16 protein-coding genes and 1 riboswitch are annotated in these 17,015 nt (G+C 70.6%); of the genes, 4 read left to right on the top strand and 12 right to left on the bottom strand.

Going from position 1 to position 17,015, the window contains the following annotated elements; translation table 11 throughout:
• The gene (locus B072_RS0117560) at positions 1–849 is read left to right on the top strand and encodes an alpha/beta fold hydrolase (RefSeq protein ID WP_018531267.1); all 849 of its coding nucleotides are present in this window, start codon (positions 1–3) and stop codon (positions 847–849) included.
• On the opposite strand, the gene B072_RS0117555 is transcribed toward B072_RS0117560, so the two are convergent.
• Positions 812–1,789 (bottom strand): helix-turn-helix transcriptional regulator, encoded by a 978-nt coding sequence (locus B072_RS0117555; RefSeq protein WP_018531266.1) that lies wholly within the window; start codon positions 1,787–1,789, stop codon positions 812–814. The two genes, B072_RS0117560 and B072_RS0117555, sit on opposite strands and share 38 nt — an antisense overlap.
• 201 nt (positions 1,790–1,990) lie before the next feature.
• On the opposite strand from B072_RS0117555, the gene B072_RS0117550 reads away from it, so the two are divergent.
• On the top strand, positions 1,991–2,617 hold the full coding sequence (locus B072_RS0117550; protein ID WP_018531265.1) for a TIGR03086 family metal-binding protein: 627 nt from the start codon (positions 1,991–1,993) through the stop codon (positions 2,615–2,617).
• Here B072_RS0117550 and B072_RS0117545 read toward each other — a convergent pair.
• The 11 genes from B072_RS0117545 to B072_RS0117495 all read right to left on the bottom strand — a co-directional run bounded on the left by B072_RS0117545 (position 2,604) and on the right by B072_RS0117495 (position 15,027).
• Positions 2,604–3,476: a thioesterase family protein gene (locus B072_RS0117545; protein WP_018531264.1), complete on the bottom strand. Its 873-nt coding sequence runs from the start codon at positions 3,474–3,476 to the stop codon at positions 2,604–2,606. The genes B072_RS0117550 and B072_RS0117545 overlap by 14 nt on opposite strands.
• 89 nt (positions 3,477–3,565) lie before the next feature.
• Positions 3,566–4,237 carry a trimeric intracellular cation channel family protein gene (locus B072_RS0117540; RefSeq protein WP_018531263.1) on the bottom strand — a complete coding sequence of 224 codons (672 nt, stop codon included), beginning with the start codon at positions 4,235–4,237 and terminating at the stop codon, positions 3,566–3,568.
• 28 nt (positions 4,238–4,265) lie between these two features.
• Entirely contained in the window at positions 4,266–5,660 is a 1,395-nt protein-coding gene (locus B072_RS0117535) for a M1 family metallopeptidase (RefSeq protein WP_018531262.1), read from the bottom strand.
• A 197-nt stretch (positions 5,661–5,857) separates the two neighbouring features.
• Entirely contained in the window at positions 5,858–7,042 is a 1,185-nt protein-coding gene (locus tag B072_RS0117530) for an ABC transporter ATP-binding protein (RefSeq protein WP_043244180.1), read from the bottom strand.
• A 26-nt stretch (positions 7,043–7,068) separates the two neighbouring features.
• Complete coding sequence (locus B072_RS0117525) at positions 7,069–8,166, bottom strand: ABC transporter ATP-binding protein (RefSeq protein ID WP_018531260.1); 1,098 nt, start codon at positions 8,164–8,166, stop codon at positions 7,069–7,071.
• Entirely contained in the window at positions 8,163–9,164 is a 1,002-nt protein-coding gene (locus tag B072_RS0117520; protein ID WP_018531259.1) for an ABC transporter permease, read from the bottom strand. The genes B072_RS0117525 and B072_RS0117520 overlap by 4 nt, the downstream gene beginning before the upstream one ends.
• 131 nt (positions 9,165–9,295) lie before the next feature.
• Positions 9,296–11,065: an ABC transporter substrate-binding protein gene (locus B072_RS0117515; protein WP_018531258.1), complete on the bottom strand. Its 1,770-nt coding sequence runs from the start codon at positions 11,063–11,065 to the stop codon at positions 9,296–9,298.
• A gap of 107 nt (positions 11,066–11,172) precedes the next feature.
• Positions 11,173–12,177, bottom strand: a complete 1,005-nt coding sequence (locus tag B072_RS0117510) for an ABC transporter permease (protein ID WP_026245958.1) — start codon at positions 12,175–12,177, stop codon at positions 11,173–11,175.
• Between the two features lie 372 nt (positions 12,178–12,549).
• On the bottom strand, positions 12,550–13,350 hold the full coding sequence (locus tag B072_RS0117505) for an enhanced serine sensitivity protein SseB C-terminal domain-containing protein (RefSeq protein ID WP_018531256.1): 801 nt from the start codon (positions 13,348–13,350) through the stop codon (positions 12,550–12,552).
• Between the two features lie 117 nt (positions 13,351–13,467).
• Complete coding sequence (locus B072_RS0117500; protein ID WP_018531255.1) at positions 13,468–14,286, bottom strand: enhanced serine sensitivity protein SseB; 819 nt, start codon at positions 14,284–14,286, stop codon at positions 13,468–13,470.
• 90 nt (positions 14,287–14,376) lie between these two features.
• Positions 14,377–15,027 carry an AAA family ATPase gene (locus B072_RS0117495; RefSeq protein ID WP_026245957.1) on the bottom strand — a complete coding sequence of 217 codons (651 nt, stop codon included), beginning with the start codon at positions 15,025–15,027 and terminating at the stop codon, positions 14,377–14,379.
• 153 nt (positions 15,028–15,180) lie between these two features.
• A riboswitch (glycine riboswitch) is annotated at positions 15,181–15,282 on the top strand.
• 153 nt (positions 15,283–15,435) lie between these two features.
• On the opposite strand from B072_RS0117495, the gene gcvT reads away from it, so the two are divergent.
• Positions 15,436–16,572, top strand: a complete 1,137-nt coding sequence (gene gcvT / locus B072_RS0117490) for a glycine cleavage system aminomethyltransferase GcvT (protein WP_026245956.1) — start codon at positions 15,436–15,438, stop codon at positions 16,570–16,572.
• Between the two features lie 64 nt (positions 16,573–16,636).
• Entirely contained in the window at positions 16,637–17,014 is a 378-nt protein-coding gene (gene gcvH / locus B072_RS0117485) for a glycine cleavage system protein GcvH (protein WP_018531252.1), read from the top strand.
• Position 17,015 lies beyond the last annotated feature (1 nt).

Genomic DNA, 17,015 nt, shown 5'->3' with positions numbered 1-17,015 from the left:
ATGACAGTCGCCGACTGGAACCTCGACCGCAGTTACAGCAGCTCGTCCGGTGAAGTCCGCTGGGCCGGGCTCGGCCCCGCGGACGCGCCGCCCGTCGTGCTCGTCCACGGCACCCCGTTCTCGTCGTACGTCTGGCGGGCCCCCGCGCGGGCGCTCGCCTCCCGACACCGCGTGTACGTATGGGACTTGCCGGGGTACGGCGTCTCCGAGATGCGCCCGGGGCAGCCCGTCGACCTCGACAGCCAGGCCCGCGTCCTCACCGAACTCCTCGACCACTGGGGACTGGCCGGTGCGGGCACGGGGCCCGCCGTCGTCGCCCACGACTTCGGCGGCGCCGTCGCGTTGCGCGCGCGCCTGCTGCACGGCGCGGCGTACTCCCGCCTCGCGCTCGTCGACCCGGTGGCGATCGCGCCGTGGGGCTCGCCCACGTACCGGCTGCTCGCCGAACACGCCGACACCTTCGGGCAGTTGCCGAGCGAACTGCACGAGGCGCTCGTGCACCGCTACATCAGCTCGTGCAGCCACCCGGGGCTCCACCCGGACACCCACGCGCGGCTCACAGCACCCTGGCTGAGCGAGATGGGCCAGGACGCCTTCTACCGGCAGATCGAGCAGAACGACCAGCGGTTCACCGACGACATCCAGGGCCGTTACGGGGAGTTGGAGCTCCCCGTGCTCATCTGCTGGGGCGCCGAGGACACCTGGATCCCGGTCGTACGCGGCCACGAGCTCGCCCAGCTGATCCCCGGCGCCGAGCTGCGGGTCATCGAGGGTGCCGGGCACCTCGTACAGGAGGACGCGCCCGCCGAACTCACGGACGCGCTCGGGGAGTTCCTGCGTAGAGGCTGACGACCTCGGCCGCGCCGCGTGCCAGCTCCGCGCGCACCTCCGGGGGTTCGAGCACCTCCAGATGCTCGGCGAAGGGCAGGAGCATGCGCGCGGCGCCCAGGACGCCGTAACCGAGCCGGACCGTGATCCACTCACTGTCACCGTCGTCCCGCGGGTGCTCGATCAGGGAGTTTCCGCACATCCGCAGGAACAGGTCGTAGCGGCTGCGGTGGACCCGCGCGGTGACCGCGATGCCGCCCGGACGCTTCTCGACCTGCCGCTTCAACACCGCCCAGACGTCCGCGAGTTCGATGCCCGGGCGGCGCTCGACCGGCGCGTCGGTGACGACCACCGACTGGGTCCGGTCGGCGCGGAAGAGCCGGGGCACCGCCCGGCGGTCGGCGATCAGGTACCAGACGCCCGCCTTGGAGACGAGGCCGTACGGGTCGACGGTGTACGTACGGGGCTTGCCCGCGCCACTGTGGCGGTAGCGGATGCGCAGGCGGCGGTCGGTGAAGACCGCGTCCTGGAGGGCGCTGACGTCGACCTCGCGCGGCGGCGGGCCCATCCAGCGGGACGATTCGACCAGGATCCGACGGCTCGTCAACTCCGCCGCCGGGCGGTGCGGTTCGGGCAGCGCGGCCATCACCTTGCGCAGCGCGGAACCCAGGGCCTCGTCCAGGCCGAGGGCGGCGTGGGCGCCCTGGGCCGCGAGGATGAACAGGGCGCGGGACTCGTCGGCGGTCAGGCCGGTGACGTCGGTGCGGTAGCCGGGGACGAGCGCGATGCCGCCGTGCCGGCCGCGTTCGGTGTAGACGGGGACGCCGGACGCGGACAGCGCCTCGACGTCCCGGTAGATCGTGCGGACCGAGACCTCCAGGCGGGTGGCCAGTTCGTGGGCCGGGACGCGGCCGCGGGTCTGGAGGAGCAGGAGGATGGAGAGCAGGCGGTCGGACTTCACCTGCGTCAGCGTGCCGCAGTTCGGCGGGAAATGCTGACCGGGGTTGTCAGGTATGCCGGGGATATTGGCGGTGCGTTGTCGGGCGCGGGTCCGGTGAGGGCTTCTCGCGCAGTTCCCCGCACCCCTGGACCGAGCTCCGCTCGCCCAGGGAGAAGGCCCACCGAAGCCGCACCATTGCCACCGCACGACACAGGAGCCGCAATGACCGCCCCAGCCGCCCCGGATCCCCGCCCCCTCTTCGAGCGGGCCACCGCGCAAGTCGCCGGGCTCGTCGCCTCCGTGCGGCCGGAACAGTACGAACGGGCCACGCCCTGCGCCGAGTTCGACGTACGCCGACTGATCTCGCACCTGATCGGCGGAGGCCGCCGCGTCGTGGTCGTCGGCGAGGGCGGCGACGGGCTCTCCGTGGCGTCGTTCGCCGACGGCATCGCCGACGCGGCACTGACCGAGGCGTACGAGGAGGTGCGCGTCGGCGCGCTCAAGGCCTGGCAGGACGAGGCCGCGCTCGACCGGCAGGTCACCGTCCCGTGGGGCAGCGTGCCGGGGCGGGCGGCGCTGTCCGGTTTCGTGCTGGAGTCCGTGGCCCACTCCTGGGACCTGTGGGAGGCGCTGGGCCGACCGGGCACGCTCGACCCGGAGCTGGCGGGCTTCGCGCTCACCGTCGCCCGGCAGGCGCTGCCCGCCGAGCGGCGCGGCCCCGAGGTGCCGTTCGGGGAGATCGTGGCCACGCCCGAAGGGGCCGACGCCTACGGGGAGTTGGCGGCCTGGCTGGGCCGCCGCCCCCTGGGTGAAGACGGGAGTGTGAAGACAGGCCCTAGCCGAGCCTGACCCGCGCCAGCTGACGGGACTGGGCGACCATCCGGTCCTGCGCGTCCCAGACCTCGGCGTCCTCCTCCAGGAAGCCGCCCGCGAGGTTGCGCGTGGTGATGGAGACCCGCAGCGGGCCGGGGGCCGGGCGGCAGCGGACGTGGACGGTCAGCTCGACGGTCGGCACCCAGCCCTTGAGGCCCATCTCGAAGGCGGTCGGCGGCAGCGCGTCGACCGTGAGCAGGAGCGAGAGCGGGTCGGCGTCGCGGCCGTCGGCCAGGCCGAACCAGGCCCGCATCTCGCCCTTGCCGGACGGCGCGCCGAGCGCCCAGCCGAGGGTGGCCGGGTCGAGCCGGACGTCGAGCCGGTCGGTGATGGCGGAGCTGCCCGGGATGCGCGGGGCGTCCTCGGGCGCGTCACCGGCGCCGAAGCACTGCTCGACGGGCGGGATCGCGGGCGGCTTGGCGGTGGTGCGCACGTCGTCGGGGAGCGCGTCCAGGTCTCCGTACGAGGCGAGGACGCGGATCCGCTCGACCTCGGTGCCGTCCTCCGCGTACTGGAACAGGGACGCCTGGCCGGTGGAGAGGGTGCGGCCGGTGCGCACCACGTCGGTGCGGATCACGGCGGGCCCGGGCGCGGAGGCCGTCAGGTAGTGCGCCGAGATCGTGAACGGGTCGGTGTGCGGCAGGGCGTCCGCGAGGGCGCGGCCGAGCACGGCGAGGAGGTAGCCGCCGTTGACGGCGTTGATGATCGTCCACCCGGCGGAGAGGTCGATGTCGTAGACACCGGGCTCCCGGCGCGTGACCTCGGTGTCGCGGTCGAACTCGCTGTCGCCGATGCGGCCCTGCTCGCGACTCTGTACGGATGCTGCGTCTGCCATACAGGAAACGTACAACAGGAAATTACTAAGCGGTAGCTTGCGACTGTGAAGCCCTCGTCAAGCCCTGGTCGAGCCAGGGCACCTCCGGGTCACGGGGTCTCCTCCACCACCTCCACCGCCGCCGACCTCCGGTTCCACGCGCGGGGCGCCCGCCAGTGGTAGCGCATCGCGAGCAGCCGCAGCACGAAGGCGGTGACGACGGCGATCCCGCTGGTGATGCCGTCGAGGGCGTCGAAGCGGATGCAGAGCACGACGATGGCGGCGCCGACGATCGCGGGGACGGCGTACAGGTCGCGGTCCCAGCGCACCAGGGACGGCACCTCGTTGGCGATGATGTCGCGCAGCACACCGCCGCCGACGGCGGTGGCGAGGCCGAGTGCGGCGGACGCGGTGAGGCCGAGCCCGTAGTCGTACGCCTTGGTCGTGCCGGTGACGCAGAACAGGCCGAGGCCCGCCGCGTCGAAGACGTTCACCATGGTCTGGGTGCGCTCGACCTCGGGGTGCAGGAAGAAGACGAGCGCGGCGGCGACCAGCGGGGTGAGGAAGTAGCCGAGATCGGTGAAGGCGGCCGGGGGCACGGCCCCGATCACCAGGTCGCGGAACACCCCTCCGCCCAGCGCGGTGACCTCGGCGAGGGCGGCGATACCGAACACGTCCCAGTTCTTGCGGACGGCCATCAGCGCGCCGGAGATGGCGAACACGAAGATGCCGACGAGGTCGAGCCAATGCTGGACGGAGGGGGTGAACAGTTCCTGGATCACCCGATATTTTTACCTGCCGGGCGCGGGCCTACAGCGTCGGCTTGCCCGTCGTGAACAGCCACGTGTCGAAGAGGTCGTCCAACTGCTGCCCCGAGACCCGCTCGGCGAGGGCGACGAAGTCGGACGTCTCGGCGTTCCCGTACCGGTGGAGCCTGGTCCACAGCGGCAGCAGCTCGAAGAACGCCTTGTCGCCGATCCGCTCGCGCAGCACCTGCAGCGTCATCGCGCCGCGCTGGTAGACGGCGGAGGCGAACATCGTGTCGCGCTGCGGGTCGCCGGGCGCGACCTGCCAGAACGTGGAGTCGGCGGGGCGGGAGTCGTAGCCCGCCCGGAACGAGTCGTGGGCGGAGCGGATGCCCTTGTGCTCGGACCAGAGCCATTGGGCGTAGGTGGCGAAGCCCTCGTTGAGCCAGATGTTCTTCCACTGCTCGACCGAGACGGAGTCGCCGAACCACTGGTGGGCCAGCTCGTGCACGATCGTCGACTCGGAGCGGACGGCGGAGTAGATCGGCTTGGACTGGGTCTCCAGGGAGAAGCCGGCCTGCGGCATGTCGTCGACGATGGCACCCGTCTCCTCGAACGGGTACGGGCCGAAGACGGTCTCCCAGTAGTCGGTGGCCTCGGCCGTGACCGCGTACACGTCGACGCTGTTGCCGTTCGCCAGGACCGGGTCGATGGCCACGTAGATGGGAGTGCCGGCCGGGGTCCGACCGCTCTTCACGTCGAACGTGCCGATCGTCGCGGTCGCGAGGTAGGTCGCCATGGGCTTCGTCTCGCGCCAGTGGTGGACGGTCTGCCGGCCCTTGTCGGTGTCGTACGTGGCGACGAGGCGGCCGTTCGAGACGCCGGTCAGGCCCTTGGGGGCCTTGATGCGGATGTCGTAGGTGGCCTTGTCGGAGGGGTGGTCGCTGGACGGGAACCAGGTGGAGGCGGCGTTCGGCTCGCAGGCGACGAAGACGCCGTCCGCCGTCTTCATCCAGCCGTAGTCGGAGCCGAAGACGATGGGGCCCGTGAGGGGTTCGGGGACGCCGTCGTAGGTGACGGTGGTGGTGAAGGTGTCGCCCTTGTGGATCGACCGGTGGGGCGTGACGACGATCTCGTCGCCGGTGCGCGTGAACTGGGCGCGTCTGCCGTTCACTTCGACGCCGGCGACCGTCAGCTTCTGCAGGTCCAGATCGAAGGAGCTCAGGCTCTGGGTGGCGCGCGCGGTGAGGGTCGTACGGCCGTCGAGGCGGTCGGTGCCGGGATCGTACGCGACGTCGAGGGCGTAGTGGCGGGCGTCGTAGCCGCCGTTGCCCAGCTGGGGGAAGTACGGGTCGCCGACGCCGTCGGAGCCGGGGGTGGGGCCGGGGGCGGCGGCGATCAGGGTGAAGGAGGCGGCAGCGACGGTGAGCGCGGCGAGTTTTGCCGAACGGGAGAGCATGGGCGTCCCTTCGAGCGTGTTCCGTGTGATGGACACGGGAACTCTGCCGCTCGGGGATGGTCGTGTACATGCCCCTTATGGGCTATGCGCTCCCGCGCCGCAGCGGGCCCTCCATGAACGCTCACCCCGCGCCGGGGTGCCGCCTTGCCCACCCTGCCGCCCCAGGCGGCAGACTGCCCAAGGCGGCGGGCCACCGGCTACTTCTCTTCCGGGGCCTCCGGGGCTGCCTCCGGCGACGGCTCCTCGGTGACCACGTCCGCCGGCGCCGGCACCGTCACCACGTCGATCGCCTCCTTGGCCACCGAGAGGAGCTTGGTGTCCTCGGGTGCCTGGTCGGCGGCGTTCTCCGGGTGGTGGCAGGCGACCTGGTGCCCCGTGTCCAGCTGAATCAGCGGGGGCTCCTTCGTCGCGCAGAGCTCCGTCGCCTTCCAGCAGCGCGTGTGGAAGCGGCAGCCCTTGGGCGGGTCGATCGGGGACGGCACGTCGCCCCGCAGCAGGATGCGCTCGCTCTTGACGCCCCGGCGCTTGGGGTCCGGCACCGGCACGGCGGACAGCAGCGCCTTGGTGTACGGGTGCATCGGCCGCGCGTACAGGTCGTCGCGGTCGGCGAGTTCGACGATCTTGCCGAGGTACATCACCGCGATCCGGTCCGAGACGTGCCGGATGACCGAGAGGTCGTGGGCGATGATCACGTACGTGAGGCCGAGCTCGTCCTGGAGGTCGTCCAGGAGGTTCACGACCTGCGCCTGGATCGAGACGTCGAGGGCCGAGACCGGCTCGTCCGCCACCACCAGCTTCGGCTTGAGCGCCAGGGCCCGCGCGATGCCGATGCGCTGGCGCTGACCGCCGGAGAACTCGTGCGGGTAGCGGTTGTAGTGCTCGGGGTTGAGGCCGACCTTCTCCAGGAGTTCCTGGACCGCCCGCTTCACGCCGCCCTCGGGCTTGACGCCCTGCAGCCGGAACGGGGCACCGACGATGGTGCCGATGTTGTGGCGCGGGTTCAGCGACGAGTAAGGGTCCTGGAAGATCATCTGCACGTCGCGGCGCAGCGGACGCATGCCGCCGGTGCTCAGGTGCGTGATGTCCTGGCCCTCGAACTCGACCCGGCCCGCGGTCGGTTCGAGCAGCCGCGTGATGAGCCGGCCCATGGTCGACTTGCCGCAGCCGGACTCGCCGACGACGCCGAGGGTCTCGCCCGCGCGGACGTCGAAGGACAGGCCGTCGACCGCCTGCACCGCGGCGACCTGCCGCTTGAGCAGGCCCTTCTTGATCGGGAAGTGCTTGACCAGGTTCTCGACCTTGAGCAGCGGCTCGCCCTTGGCCGGGTTCGGCGAGGTGGCGGGCGAGTCGGTGGCCTGCTGGGGGATCGAAGAGGGCGTCATCTCGGTCTCGGGTCCTTTGGCGTCCGTCACAGCTTCGGCGCAATCTCTTCGGTCCAGATCCGCTCCCGCTCCTCGGCCGACATGTGGCAGGCGGAGAAGTGACCGGAGCCGACCTCGCGCAGTTCGGGGCGCTCGGTACGGGTGATGTTGTCCTTGGGGATGTCCGCGTACGGGCAGCGCGGGTTGAAGGCGCAGCCGTTCGGCAGGTTGATCAGGCTGGGCGGGGAGCCCTTGACCGGGATGAGCCGCTCGGTCTGGTCCCGGTCGATGCGCGGCATCGAACCCAGCAGGCCCCAGGTGTACGGGTGCTGGGGCTCGGTGAAGACCTCCGTGGCGGTGCCGCGCTCGACGCACCGGCCGCCGTACATGACGAGGAGTTCGTCGGCCATCTCCGCGACGACGCCCAGGTCGTGCGTGATCATGATGACGGCCGAGCCGAACTCCTTCTGGAGGTCCCGGATCAGGTCGAGGATCTGGGCCTGCACGGTCACGTCGAGGGCCGTGGTCGGCTCGTCGGCGATCAGCAGCTCGGGGTTGTTCACCAGCGCCATGGCGATCATCGCGCGCTGGCGCATACCGCCGGAGAACTCGTGCGGGTAGGCGTCGACCCGCTTGTCGGGCTGGGGGATGCCGACCCGGTCGAGCATCTCGATCGCGCGCCTGCGGGCGGTCTTCTTGTCGACGTCGTGGTGGACCCGGTAGGCCTCCACGATCTGCTTGCCGATCGAGTAGTACGGGTGCAGCGCGGACAGCGGGTCCTGGAAGATCATCGCCATGTCGCGGCCGCGGAGCTTGCGCACCTTGTCCTGGTCGCCGGAGAGCAGCTCCGTGCCCTCGAGCCAGATCTCGCCGCTGATCTGCGCCTTGCGGCGGCCGTACTGGCCCGCGGTGTGCAGGCCCATGATGCCGAGCGACGTGACGGACTTGCCCGATCCGGACTCGCCGACGATGCCGAGGGTGCGCCCCTTCTCCAGGGTGAAGGAGAGCCCGTCGACGGACTTGACCAGGCCGTCGTCGGTCGGGAAGTGCACCTTGAGGTCACGGACCTCGAGGAAGGCGCTGGGGGCGCCGGAAGCGGCGACGGGTTCGCCGACCGCCGCTCCGGTCTTGTGCAATTGGGTCATCCCAGCCTCACTCGCGGGTCGATGACGGCGTACAGAAGGTCCACGACGAGGTTGGCGACGGCGATCGCGAGAGCCGCGAAGAGCGTCACGCCGAGGATCACGGGCAGGTCCTTGTTGCTGATGGCCTGCACGGCTTCGAGGCCGAGCCCCGGCAGGTTGAACGTGGACTCGGTGAGCACGGCGCCGCCGAGCAGCACGCCGAGGTCGAGTCCGAAGACGGTGAGGATCGGTGTCATCGCGGAGCGCAGCGCGTGCCGGGTGATGACGGCGGACTCGCCGAGCCCCTTGGCGCGCGCCGTGCGGATGTAGTCCTCGCCGAGGATCTCCAGCATGGTGGCGCGGGTGAGTCTCGCGTACATCGCGGCGTTGAGGAAGGCGAGCACGATCCACGGCAGGATCAGCGTCTGCAGCCACGTACCGATCGAGTCGTCCGTGGACAGCGAGTCGGCGATGTGCACCCAGCCCAGGGTGTGCACGAAGATGCCCATCGCGACCATGCCGGTGAAGAAGACGGGGAGCGAGACGCCGCCGAGGGCGGTGGTCATCGCGGCGCGGTCCCAGAAGGTGCCGCGCTTGAGGGCGGAGGTGACGCCGGTGGCGACACCGCCGACGAGCCACAGGACGCAGGCGCCGAGCGCCAGGGCGCCGGTGATGGGCGCGTCCTGCTTGAGCGTGTTCCACACGGGCTCCTCCGTGCGGAAGGAGTACCCGAAGCAGGGGGCGGGACAGTGGGTGACATCGGCGCCGTTGGCGTAGTCGCGGCCCAGCGGGATGCCCTTGACGAAGTCCCAGAACTGCACGAGCAGCGGGTCGTTGAGGCCCAGCTTGACCCGGATGCCGTCCAGCGCCTCGGGGCTGGTGGCCTTGCCGGCGAAGAGGACGGCGACGTCCTGCCCCGCCCATTTGGGCAGCATGAAGAAGATGGTGAAGGTCGCGAACAACACGATCAGCACCATGATGACGACGGCGAACAGGCGCCGGATGAGATAAGCAAGCACTGTGCGCGGCCCGGCGGCGGGGACCCGTTCGGGGTCCCCGCCGCCGAGGCCATCACCTGCCCTTCGGACTGGCGGGGTTTCGACGGTATGAGCGGGATCGGCTCATCGACCGGAAGGACCGTGATGGACGACTACTTGTTGACACCCAGCGTCACGTAGTCGTAGCGACCGCTGTACGCCGCGGACGAGTACACGTTGGTCAGGCGGGTGCTGCGCCACGAGATGTTCTTCTCGTAGATGAAGGGCATCCAGTACGCCTGGTCCAGGATCTCGTGGTCCAGGTCGGTGTAGAGCTGCTTCGCCTTGGCCAGATCGGTGGTGCCGATCGCGTCGTCGAAGAGCTGGTCGACCTTCTTGTCCTTGATCTGCGACTCGTTGTAGTTACCGGTCGGGAAGATGAAGCGGCTGTCGAACAGCGGCTGCGCGTAACCCTGGCCGGAGTTGAAGTCGGGGCCCCAGCCGCTCATCGTCATGCCGTAGCCACGGGACTTGACGACCTTCGGCGAGCCGGTGATCGAGGACGACTGGGCGCCGTCGATCGAGTCGATCGTCAGCTTGATGCCGACCTTGCCGAGCGACGCCTGCAGCGCCTCGGCGGCGTCGACCTCACCCGGGTTGTTGCTGCGGGCCGAGATCTTGGTGGAGAAGCCGTTCGGCTTGCCGCACTTCTTCAGCGCGTCCTTGGCCTTGGCCGCGTCCGGCTTGCCCTTGCGGGCGAGGATGCCGTACGGGTCGTAGTCGCTGTAGCCCGGGATGGACGTCGGGAAGGTGGAGTTGGCGATCTCGCCACCGGCCACCTTGCCGCCGCGCGACTGCTGGAGGCTGGCGAAGTCGGTGCCGTAGAAGACGGCCTTGCGGCACTCGACGTTGTCCAGCGGCTTGGCGGCGGTGACCAGGGCCACGTAACGCACGAAGGACGTCTGGACGTTGTCGACGTTGTCCTTGTGGTCCTGGACGGCCGAGACGCGGCCCGACTGGGTCATGCCCGTGCCGTTGACGTCGACGTCGTAGTCGCCGGCCATCAGGCGCTTGTCGTTCTCCTCCAGGTTGGAGGAGATGGTGACCGTGATCTTGTTCGGCAGGGCCGGGCGGATCGGGTCGGACGACTTCTTCCAGGCCGTGTTGCGCACCAGCGTCAGGCTCTTGCCCGCGTTGTAGCTCTGGATCTTGTACGGGCCGGACGACATCGGCTTCTGCGTGTACTTCGCGGCGGTGTCGGCCTTCTGCGGCACCGGGGCGCCGGTCGGCATGGCGAGCATCTGCTCGAAGTCGCCGTTCGCCTTGGGCAGGTGGAAGACGATGGTCTGGTCGTCGGGCGTCTCGATCGCCTTCAGGCCCAGCTTGTCCTTCGACTTGTCCTTGTACGGGCCCTTGTACGCGCCCTTGGGGTCGAGGGTGGAGCGCAGGTAGCCGGGGCCGCCGGTGATGACGTCGGTGGCCCAGATGCGCTCGATGCCGTACTTGACGTCCTTGGAGGTCAGCTTGGAGCCGTCCTCCCAGGTCAGGCCGTCACGCAGCTTGTACGTGTAGGTCTTGCCGTCGTCCGAGACGGTGGCGGGCGCGGTGGCCAGGTCGCCGACCAGCTTGTTGGAGCCGTTGCCCGGCTTGGTGTCGTAGGTGACCAGGGTGCGGGTGTAGTACCGCATGAAGTCCCAGGTCATGCCGTAGTACGAGCGCTGCGGGTCCAGGGAGTCGAAGTCCTGCTTGCCGACGAACTTCAGCGTCCCGCCCTTCTTGGCGGACGCGTTGACGACCTTGGTCAGCGCGGCGTTGAAACCGGCCGCCTTGGCGCCGTCCTTGCTGTCGCTGTCGCCGCCACCGCACGCCGTAGTGGCCGCCAGCGCCCCGACGACGAGGGCCGCGCACGCGGCGAGCCGTCGCTTGGGAATACCTGTGGGCATTTTCTCGTATCCTCCGAGATCGCGGTCCGGGCAAGTCGCCGAGGAACCAGTGAGGTGCGCCGCCTGACGTTGCGACAGGGGCCTTTGGAAAAAGGGCTGTTGAGGACCTAGCGGGTGCCCTTGGGGTCGAGCGCGTCGCGCAGCCCGTCCCCGAAGAGGTTGAACGCGAGGACGGTCACGAAGATCGTGACGCCGGGGAAGACCATGAACATCGGGTCGTGCTCGTACGTCGCCAGCGCGTCGCGGAGCATGCCGCCCCAGGACGCGGTCGGCGGGCGCACACCCGCGCCGAGGAAGCTGAGGGCGGCCTCGGTGAGGATGTTGGTGGGGATCATCAGCGTCATGTAGACGACGATCGGGGCCACCAGGTTGGGCAGCAGCTCGCGCAGCAGGATGTACCGGCTGCCGCCGCCGAGCGAGCGGGCCGCCTCCACGTACTCGCGCTCGCGCAGCGAGAGGGTCTGGCCCCGGACGATACGGCCGACGTAGGGCCAGCCGAAGAAGCCGATGACCAGGACCAGGATGGCGACGCGGACGCCGGTGCCGGTCAGGCCGAGCAGGTCGTCGGGGAGGACCGAGACCAGCGAGATGATGAAGAGCAGCTGCGGGAAGGCGAGCAGCACGTCCATGACCCGGCTGATGACCGAGTCGATCCAGCCGCCGAAGTAACCCGCGACGACGCCGAAGATCGTGCCGAGCACGACGGCGACGATCGCCGCGAGGAAGGCGACGAGCAGCGAGATGCGGGCGCCGTAGACGACACGGCTGAAGACGTCGCGGCCCTTGTTCGGTTCGACGCCGAAGAGGTAGTCGCTGCTGACGCCGCCGAACGAGCCGGTGGGCAGGTTCGTCAGCGGGTCCAGCTTGTCCTGGTGGAAGTCGTTGGGCGGATGGCCCAGCAGGCCGACGATGAGCGGGGCGAAGACCGCGACCAGGATCAGCAGGACGACAACGATGCCACCGCCCAGGGCGACCTTGTCCCGCTTCAGGCGGCTCCAGGCGATCTGCTTCAGCGACCGGCCCTCGACCTTGCGGCCCGGCTCACTCGCGGCAGCTTCGACCGGAGCGGTCGGTTCCGCTTCCGTGGTCGTGTCGTGCAATGGTGCCGTCATCGTGGCAAGGACCCCTCTCAACCGGCGGTGACCGGCCCGCACTTGCCGCTGTAGCGGCGGTTCAGTCCGTCGTACACAGAGGCGATGCCCCTTGGAGCGGGAGTCTTCAACCTGCGTGTGACCAGGGGCCAGACTTGACGGCGAAAGGAAACCTAAACGTGATGCTGTCTGGGGGGTTCCGTTATCCGGACGGTCGTGAACGGGGGTCGGACAGTGGGCAGTTGGGGTCGAAGCGGCTCCGGACCGGACATTGCCGGGCACAAGCGTCTTTCCTGCCCCCAACCGGCCTCTTCCCGAAATGACCGCCGAGCAACCGGGGTTGAGGGGGATCCGAGGTTCGGCGGGCCGTCCGGCGATTCAGGACAAAGGCGGTCAGTACGACGCACCGTGGGGCGGCGGGTAGCCGTACCCGCCACCGGCCTGCCCCGCGGGAGCGACGTGCGCCTCGCGGTCGTAGAACGGCCGGGCGTTGGCCCGCAGCCACATCGCCACCGGGTCGTACTCGTCCGACATGGCGACGGTCGAGACCGGCAGGCCGTCCGGCACCGCCGCGATGGACTGCTGCATCATCGCGCGCACCGAGTCCACCGACGCGGGCGACGTGTCGTACACGTCGAGGCCGATGGCGAGGTACGGGGCGCCGAGCGCGGGCTGCACCCAGGCGCGGCGCAGCGAGCGGACCGCGGTCGTGCGGTGGGCGTTCTGCGCCAGCAACGCGTAGAACTGGGAGATCTCGATGGCCGGCTCGGAGAGGCGGAGCGGGCCCGCGGGCTGGCGGTCCAGGCCGCCCGCGATCCGGCGCAGGTCGAGCCAGGGGACGCCGACGCCGCCGCCGGGCGCGTGCGGGTTCAGCCAGAGGCCGTAGTGGTCGGGGTAGAGCGTGCGGGCCGCGTCGACACCACCGACCACCTCGTACGCGCGCGACCAGCCGGACGCGGAGAGTTCCTGGGCGGAGGTGACACAGGGGGCGTAGGAGAAACCATCCACCTCCATGTTCCCGTACTGGGCGTCCGGGGAGCCGGCCTGGCCGTGCCAGAGCAGCATCCAGACCTGGCCCGCCGCCGGGTCGGCGAGGGCCTTCAGGAGCGACTCGTACGCGTCGTAGCGCCCGGGAGTCACCTGGCGCAGCATGTGCTCGACCTGTCCGGCCGCGGCCGTGCCCGACGCGCTCACCCGTAACCGCCCCTTCGTGAACATCCGTGTCCGCCCGTGACCGGGGGCGCGACGCCGCCCGGTCAGGTCATGAAACCAGCTTAAGCGGCGTTACTGACACCGACTTGACGGACCGTGTCATCGCTCTCGCGCATAGAACGGACGTACGTGCGCCCGCAGCCAGTCGGCGACCGGGTCCTGGGTGACGTCGAGGAACACGAGGTTCACCGGCCACGCGACCGGTGCGCGGCCCAGCGCACGGCCGAGCGCGTCCAGCGGAACGTCCCGCGCCGGGCCCTCCCACGCGATCAGCTCCACGCCGATGAACAGCGACGGTGCGCCGTCCTCGACGACGGCGAGACAGCGGCGGGCGCTCAGCACGGTGCCGGCCGCGTCGAACTCCTCGCGCACCGCCGCCAGGAAGTCCACCGGGTCGTCCTGCCAGTCCGGCTCGGACAGCACGACACGGCCGCCGCCCGCCGGGCCGTCCAGCGGGGTGCGGCCGCCGCGGGCCAGCTGGGCGACGGCGGGCGGGGGCAGCGGGACGCCGATCGCGCCGTCCGGGTTCACGGCGAGGCCCACCTGCGGCGGCAGGCCGCGGGCGAACTCGACGGCCGGGGCCACCGTGCAGTCCATCCGGCCGCCCGTGACCTGCATGAACTGCTGCTCGGAGCTGAAGACGGGGACGTAGGCCTGGCCGTCGAGCTCCAGGGTCGGCAGGTCGAGGTCCCGGCTGGCGTTGCCGCCGCCCCTGGGCAGCGGGATCCAGAGGTGGCTGCGGCCCAGCACCTCGACGATGCGGCCGCCCGCCTCGGGGCGGCCGAGCGCGGCGGAGAGGACCTCCTCCAGCTCGTTCGCCGGCCAGCCGTGCTCCGGCCGCGGGTGGGCGTGCGCGCCGCCCTCGTGTCCTTGCGGGTGGTGCTCGTGTCCCTGCTCCGGGACGCCCGGCGTCTCCATGCTGCCTTCAACCTCTGCTGCTCTGCCCGTGCGCGGCCGCTGCCGGCACGCGCCCGACCCTAACCCGTACGCCCCCGCCGACGGGCCGCCTCAGCCCTCCTGGAACGTGATCCCGCCCAGCACGTCCGTCGCCGCCCGGTCGAGCAGCACCGCCGACTCGATCCCGACCGGCAGATCTCCGCGCTCCGTCGACGTGACGAGCGCGGTGACCGCTCTGCGGTGCCGCGCGAAGGCGTACCGCGAGACGCCGCGGCCCCGGTCGCGCTGGCCCTCCAGGGCCAGGTCCGGCGGCACGTCGAGCAGCAGCAGGTGGACGGCGGCGCCGCGGCGCCGGGCCGTGCGCGTCACCCAGCGGCGTACCCAGGCCTGGGTACCGCAGTCGTGCACGACGACGCTGGCGCCCGAGCGCATCGCCCGGCGCAGGCCCGCGTAGTGCGCGAGCCGGACGAGCGGGCGGTACAGCGCGTACGGCACGAGGCGCGGCATGCGCTCCGCCCAGCGCTCGCGCGTGTCCTGGGAGTCGATGCGCACGACGGTGACCGCCCGCCGCATCAGGGTCGACTTGCCGCTGCCGGGCAGGCCCGAGAGAACGACGAGGTCGCCCGCCGCGAAGCCGATCCGGCGCGGTGTGCGGCCGTCACGCCCGCGCAGGTCCCGCACCGAGCGCTGTCGGGGGAACCTCACCCCGGCCGCCCCCGCCACGGCTCCGGTTGCGTACGCCCCCGCGACTGCTTTGTGCACCGTGATCGTCCTCCCCGTTCCGGTCACGCCACTCTTGCCCGCCAAGTGTAAAGAGTAGGTAATGCCCTACAAGCTGTTTCCCCGTTCCCCGGGCATGCAATGATGTGCGCGCCAAGCGCGTCTTGGTGCGCACACAACCGCATACCGGCCGCTTGAATCCGCGCGGGAGAGTTCCGGGTACCCCGATCGGGGTCCGGACGCCGAAGGAGCAAGTCCCTCCCTTGAATCTCTCAGGCCCCGTACCGCGCGGGCGAGGCACATCTGAAAAGCGGGCTGTCCGTCTCGTACGCCAGCCCCACCCAAGGTGCAAGCCCCTCGGGGCGAACCTCTCAGGTTCCGATGACAGATGGGGAGGATCTCCGCCACGGAGAGATCCCGCCTTCGCCGTCATGCCCTGGAGCACCAGCAATGACCCGTACGCCTTCTCGTTCGACAGCCCTTGACGCCCTGCACCGCTCGCTCGGCGCCACGATGACCGACTTCGCGGGCTGGGACATGCCGCTGCGCTACGGCAGCGAGCGCGACGAGCACAACGCCGTGCGCACCGCCGCGGGCCTCTTCGACCTCTCCCACATGGGCGAGATCACCGTGTCCGGGCCGCGCGCCGTCGACCTGCTGAACTTCGCGCTCGTCGGCAACATCGGCTCCGTCGGCGTCGGCCGCGCCCGCTACACGATGATCTGCCGCGAGGACGGCGGCATCCTCGACGACCTGATCGTGTACCGGCTCGAAGAGAGCACGTACATGGTCGTCGCCAACGCCGGCAACGCCCAGATCGTCCTCGACGCCCTCACCGAGCGCGCCGCCGGCTTCGACGCCGAGGTGCGCGACGACCGGGACGCGTACGCGCTGATCGCCGTGCAGGGCCCGCACTCCCCCGCCATCGTCAAGTCCGTCACCGACGCCGACCTCGACGGGCTCAAGTACTACGCGGGCCTGCCGGGCACGGTGGCCGGCGTCGAGGCGCTCATCGCCCGCACCGGCTACACCGGCGAGGACGGCTTCGAGCTGTTCGTCGCCCCGGCCGACGCCGAGAAGCTGTGGCAGGCACTGACCGAGGCGGGCGCCGCGTACGGCCTGGTCCCCTGCGGTCTGTCCTGCCGGGACACGCTGCGCCTGGAGGCGGGCATGCCGCTGTACGGGCACGAGCTGACCACCGCGCTCACCCCCTTCGACGCCGGGCTCGGCCGGGTCGTCAAGTTCGAGAAGACGTCCCCCGACGAGCACAGTGACGACTTCGTGGGCCGCGAGGCTCTGCTGGCCGCCGCCGGGCGCGCCGAGACCGCCCCGCCCCGCAGGCTCGTCGGGCTGATCGCCGAGGGCCGCCGGGTGCCCCGCGCCGGCATGTCGGTCGTCGCCGCCGGACAGGTGATCGGCGAGGTCACCTCCGGCGCACCCTCCCCGACCCTGGGCAAGCCGCTGGCCATCGCGTACGTGGACGCCGCGCACGCCGAGCCGGGCACGGCGGGCGTGGGGGTCGACATCCGTGGTACGCACGAGCCGTACGAGGTCGTGGCCCTGCCGTTCTACAAGCGCCAGAAGTAGCCCCCGCCGTTCCCGGTCGCCCTGCCGTCACCAGCACCTTCCCCCGTACAGGAGAATTCGCATCATGAGCAACCCCCAGCACCTGCGTTACAGCAAGGAGCACGAGTGGCTGTCGGCCGTCGAGGACGGCGTGGCGACGGTCGGCATCACCGAGCACGCGGCCAACGCGCTCGGCGACATCGTGTTCGTCCAGCTTCCCGAGGTCGGCGACACCATCACGGCGGGCGAGACCTGCGGTGAGCTGGAGTCCACCAAGTCGGTCTCCGACCTGTACTCCCCCGTGACCGGCGAGGTCGTCGAGGCCAACCAGGACGTCGTCGACGACCCGGCGCTCGTCAACTCGGCCCCCTTCGAGGGCGGCTGGCTGTTCAAGGTCCGCGTCGCCGATGAGCCGCAGGACCTCCTCTCCGCCGACGAGTACACCGAGTTCTCCGGGAGCTGAC

The organism is Streptomyces sp. HmicA12, from assembly GCF_000373565.1.
In the GTDB taxonomy this organism is placed as follows: domain Bacteria; phylum Actinomycetota; class Actinomycetes; order Streptomycetales; family Streptomycetaceae; genus Streptomyces.
This window is presented reverse-complemented; position numbering and strand designations above follow the sequence as displayed.

Excerpts from the sequence above, each read along its gene's own strand:
- B072_RS0117535 (WP_018531262.1), bottom strand. The coding sequence starts at position 5,660 with ATGCTCTCCCGTTCGGCAAAACTCGCCGCGCTCACCGTCGCTGCCGCC.
- B072_RS0117545 (WP_018531264.1), bottom strand. The coding sequence starts at position 3,476 with ATGGCAGACGCAGCATCCGTACAGAGTCGCGAGCAGGGCCGCATCGGC.
- gcvT (WP_026245956.1), top strand. The coding sequence starts at position 15,436 with ATGACCCGTACGCCTTCTCGTTCGACAGCCCTTGACGCCCTGCACCGC.
- B072_RS0117530 (WP_043244180.1), bottom strand. The coding sequence starts at position 7,042 with ATGACGCCCTCTTCGATCCCCCAGCAGGCCACCGACTCGCCCGCCACC.
- gcvH (WP_018531252.1), top strand. The coding sequence starts at position 16,637 with ATGAGCAACCCCCAGCACCTGCGTTACAGCAAGGAGCACGAGTGGCTG.
- B072_RS0117500 (WP_018531255.1), bottom strand. The coding sequence starts at position 14,286 with ATGGAGACGCCGGGCGTCCCGGAGCAGGGACACGAGCACCACCCGCAA.
- B072_RS0117515 (WP_018531258.1), bottom strand. The coding sequence starts at position 11,065 with ATGCCCACAGGTATTCCCAAGCGACGGCTCGCCGCGTGCGCGGCCCTC.
- B072_RS0117560 (WP_018531267.1), top strand. The coding sequence starts at position 1 with ATGACAGTCGCCGACTGGAACCTCGACCGCAGTTACAGCAGCTCGTCC.
- B072_RS0117510 (WP_026245958.1), bottom strand. The coding sequence starts at position 12,177 with ATGACGGCACCATTGCACGACACGACCACGGAAGCGGAACCGACCGCT.
- B072_RS0117550 (WP_018531265.1), top strand. The coding sequence starts at position 1,991 with ATGACCGCCCCAGCCGCCCCGGATCCCCGCCCCCTCTTCGAGCGGGCC.
- B072_RS0117525 (WP_018531260.1), bottom strand. The coding sequence starts at position 8,166 with ATGACCCAATTGCACAAGACCGGAGCGGCGGTCGGCGAACCCGTCGCC.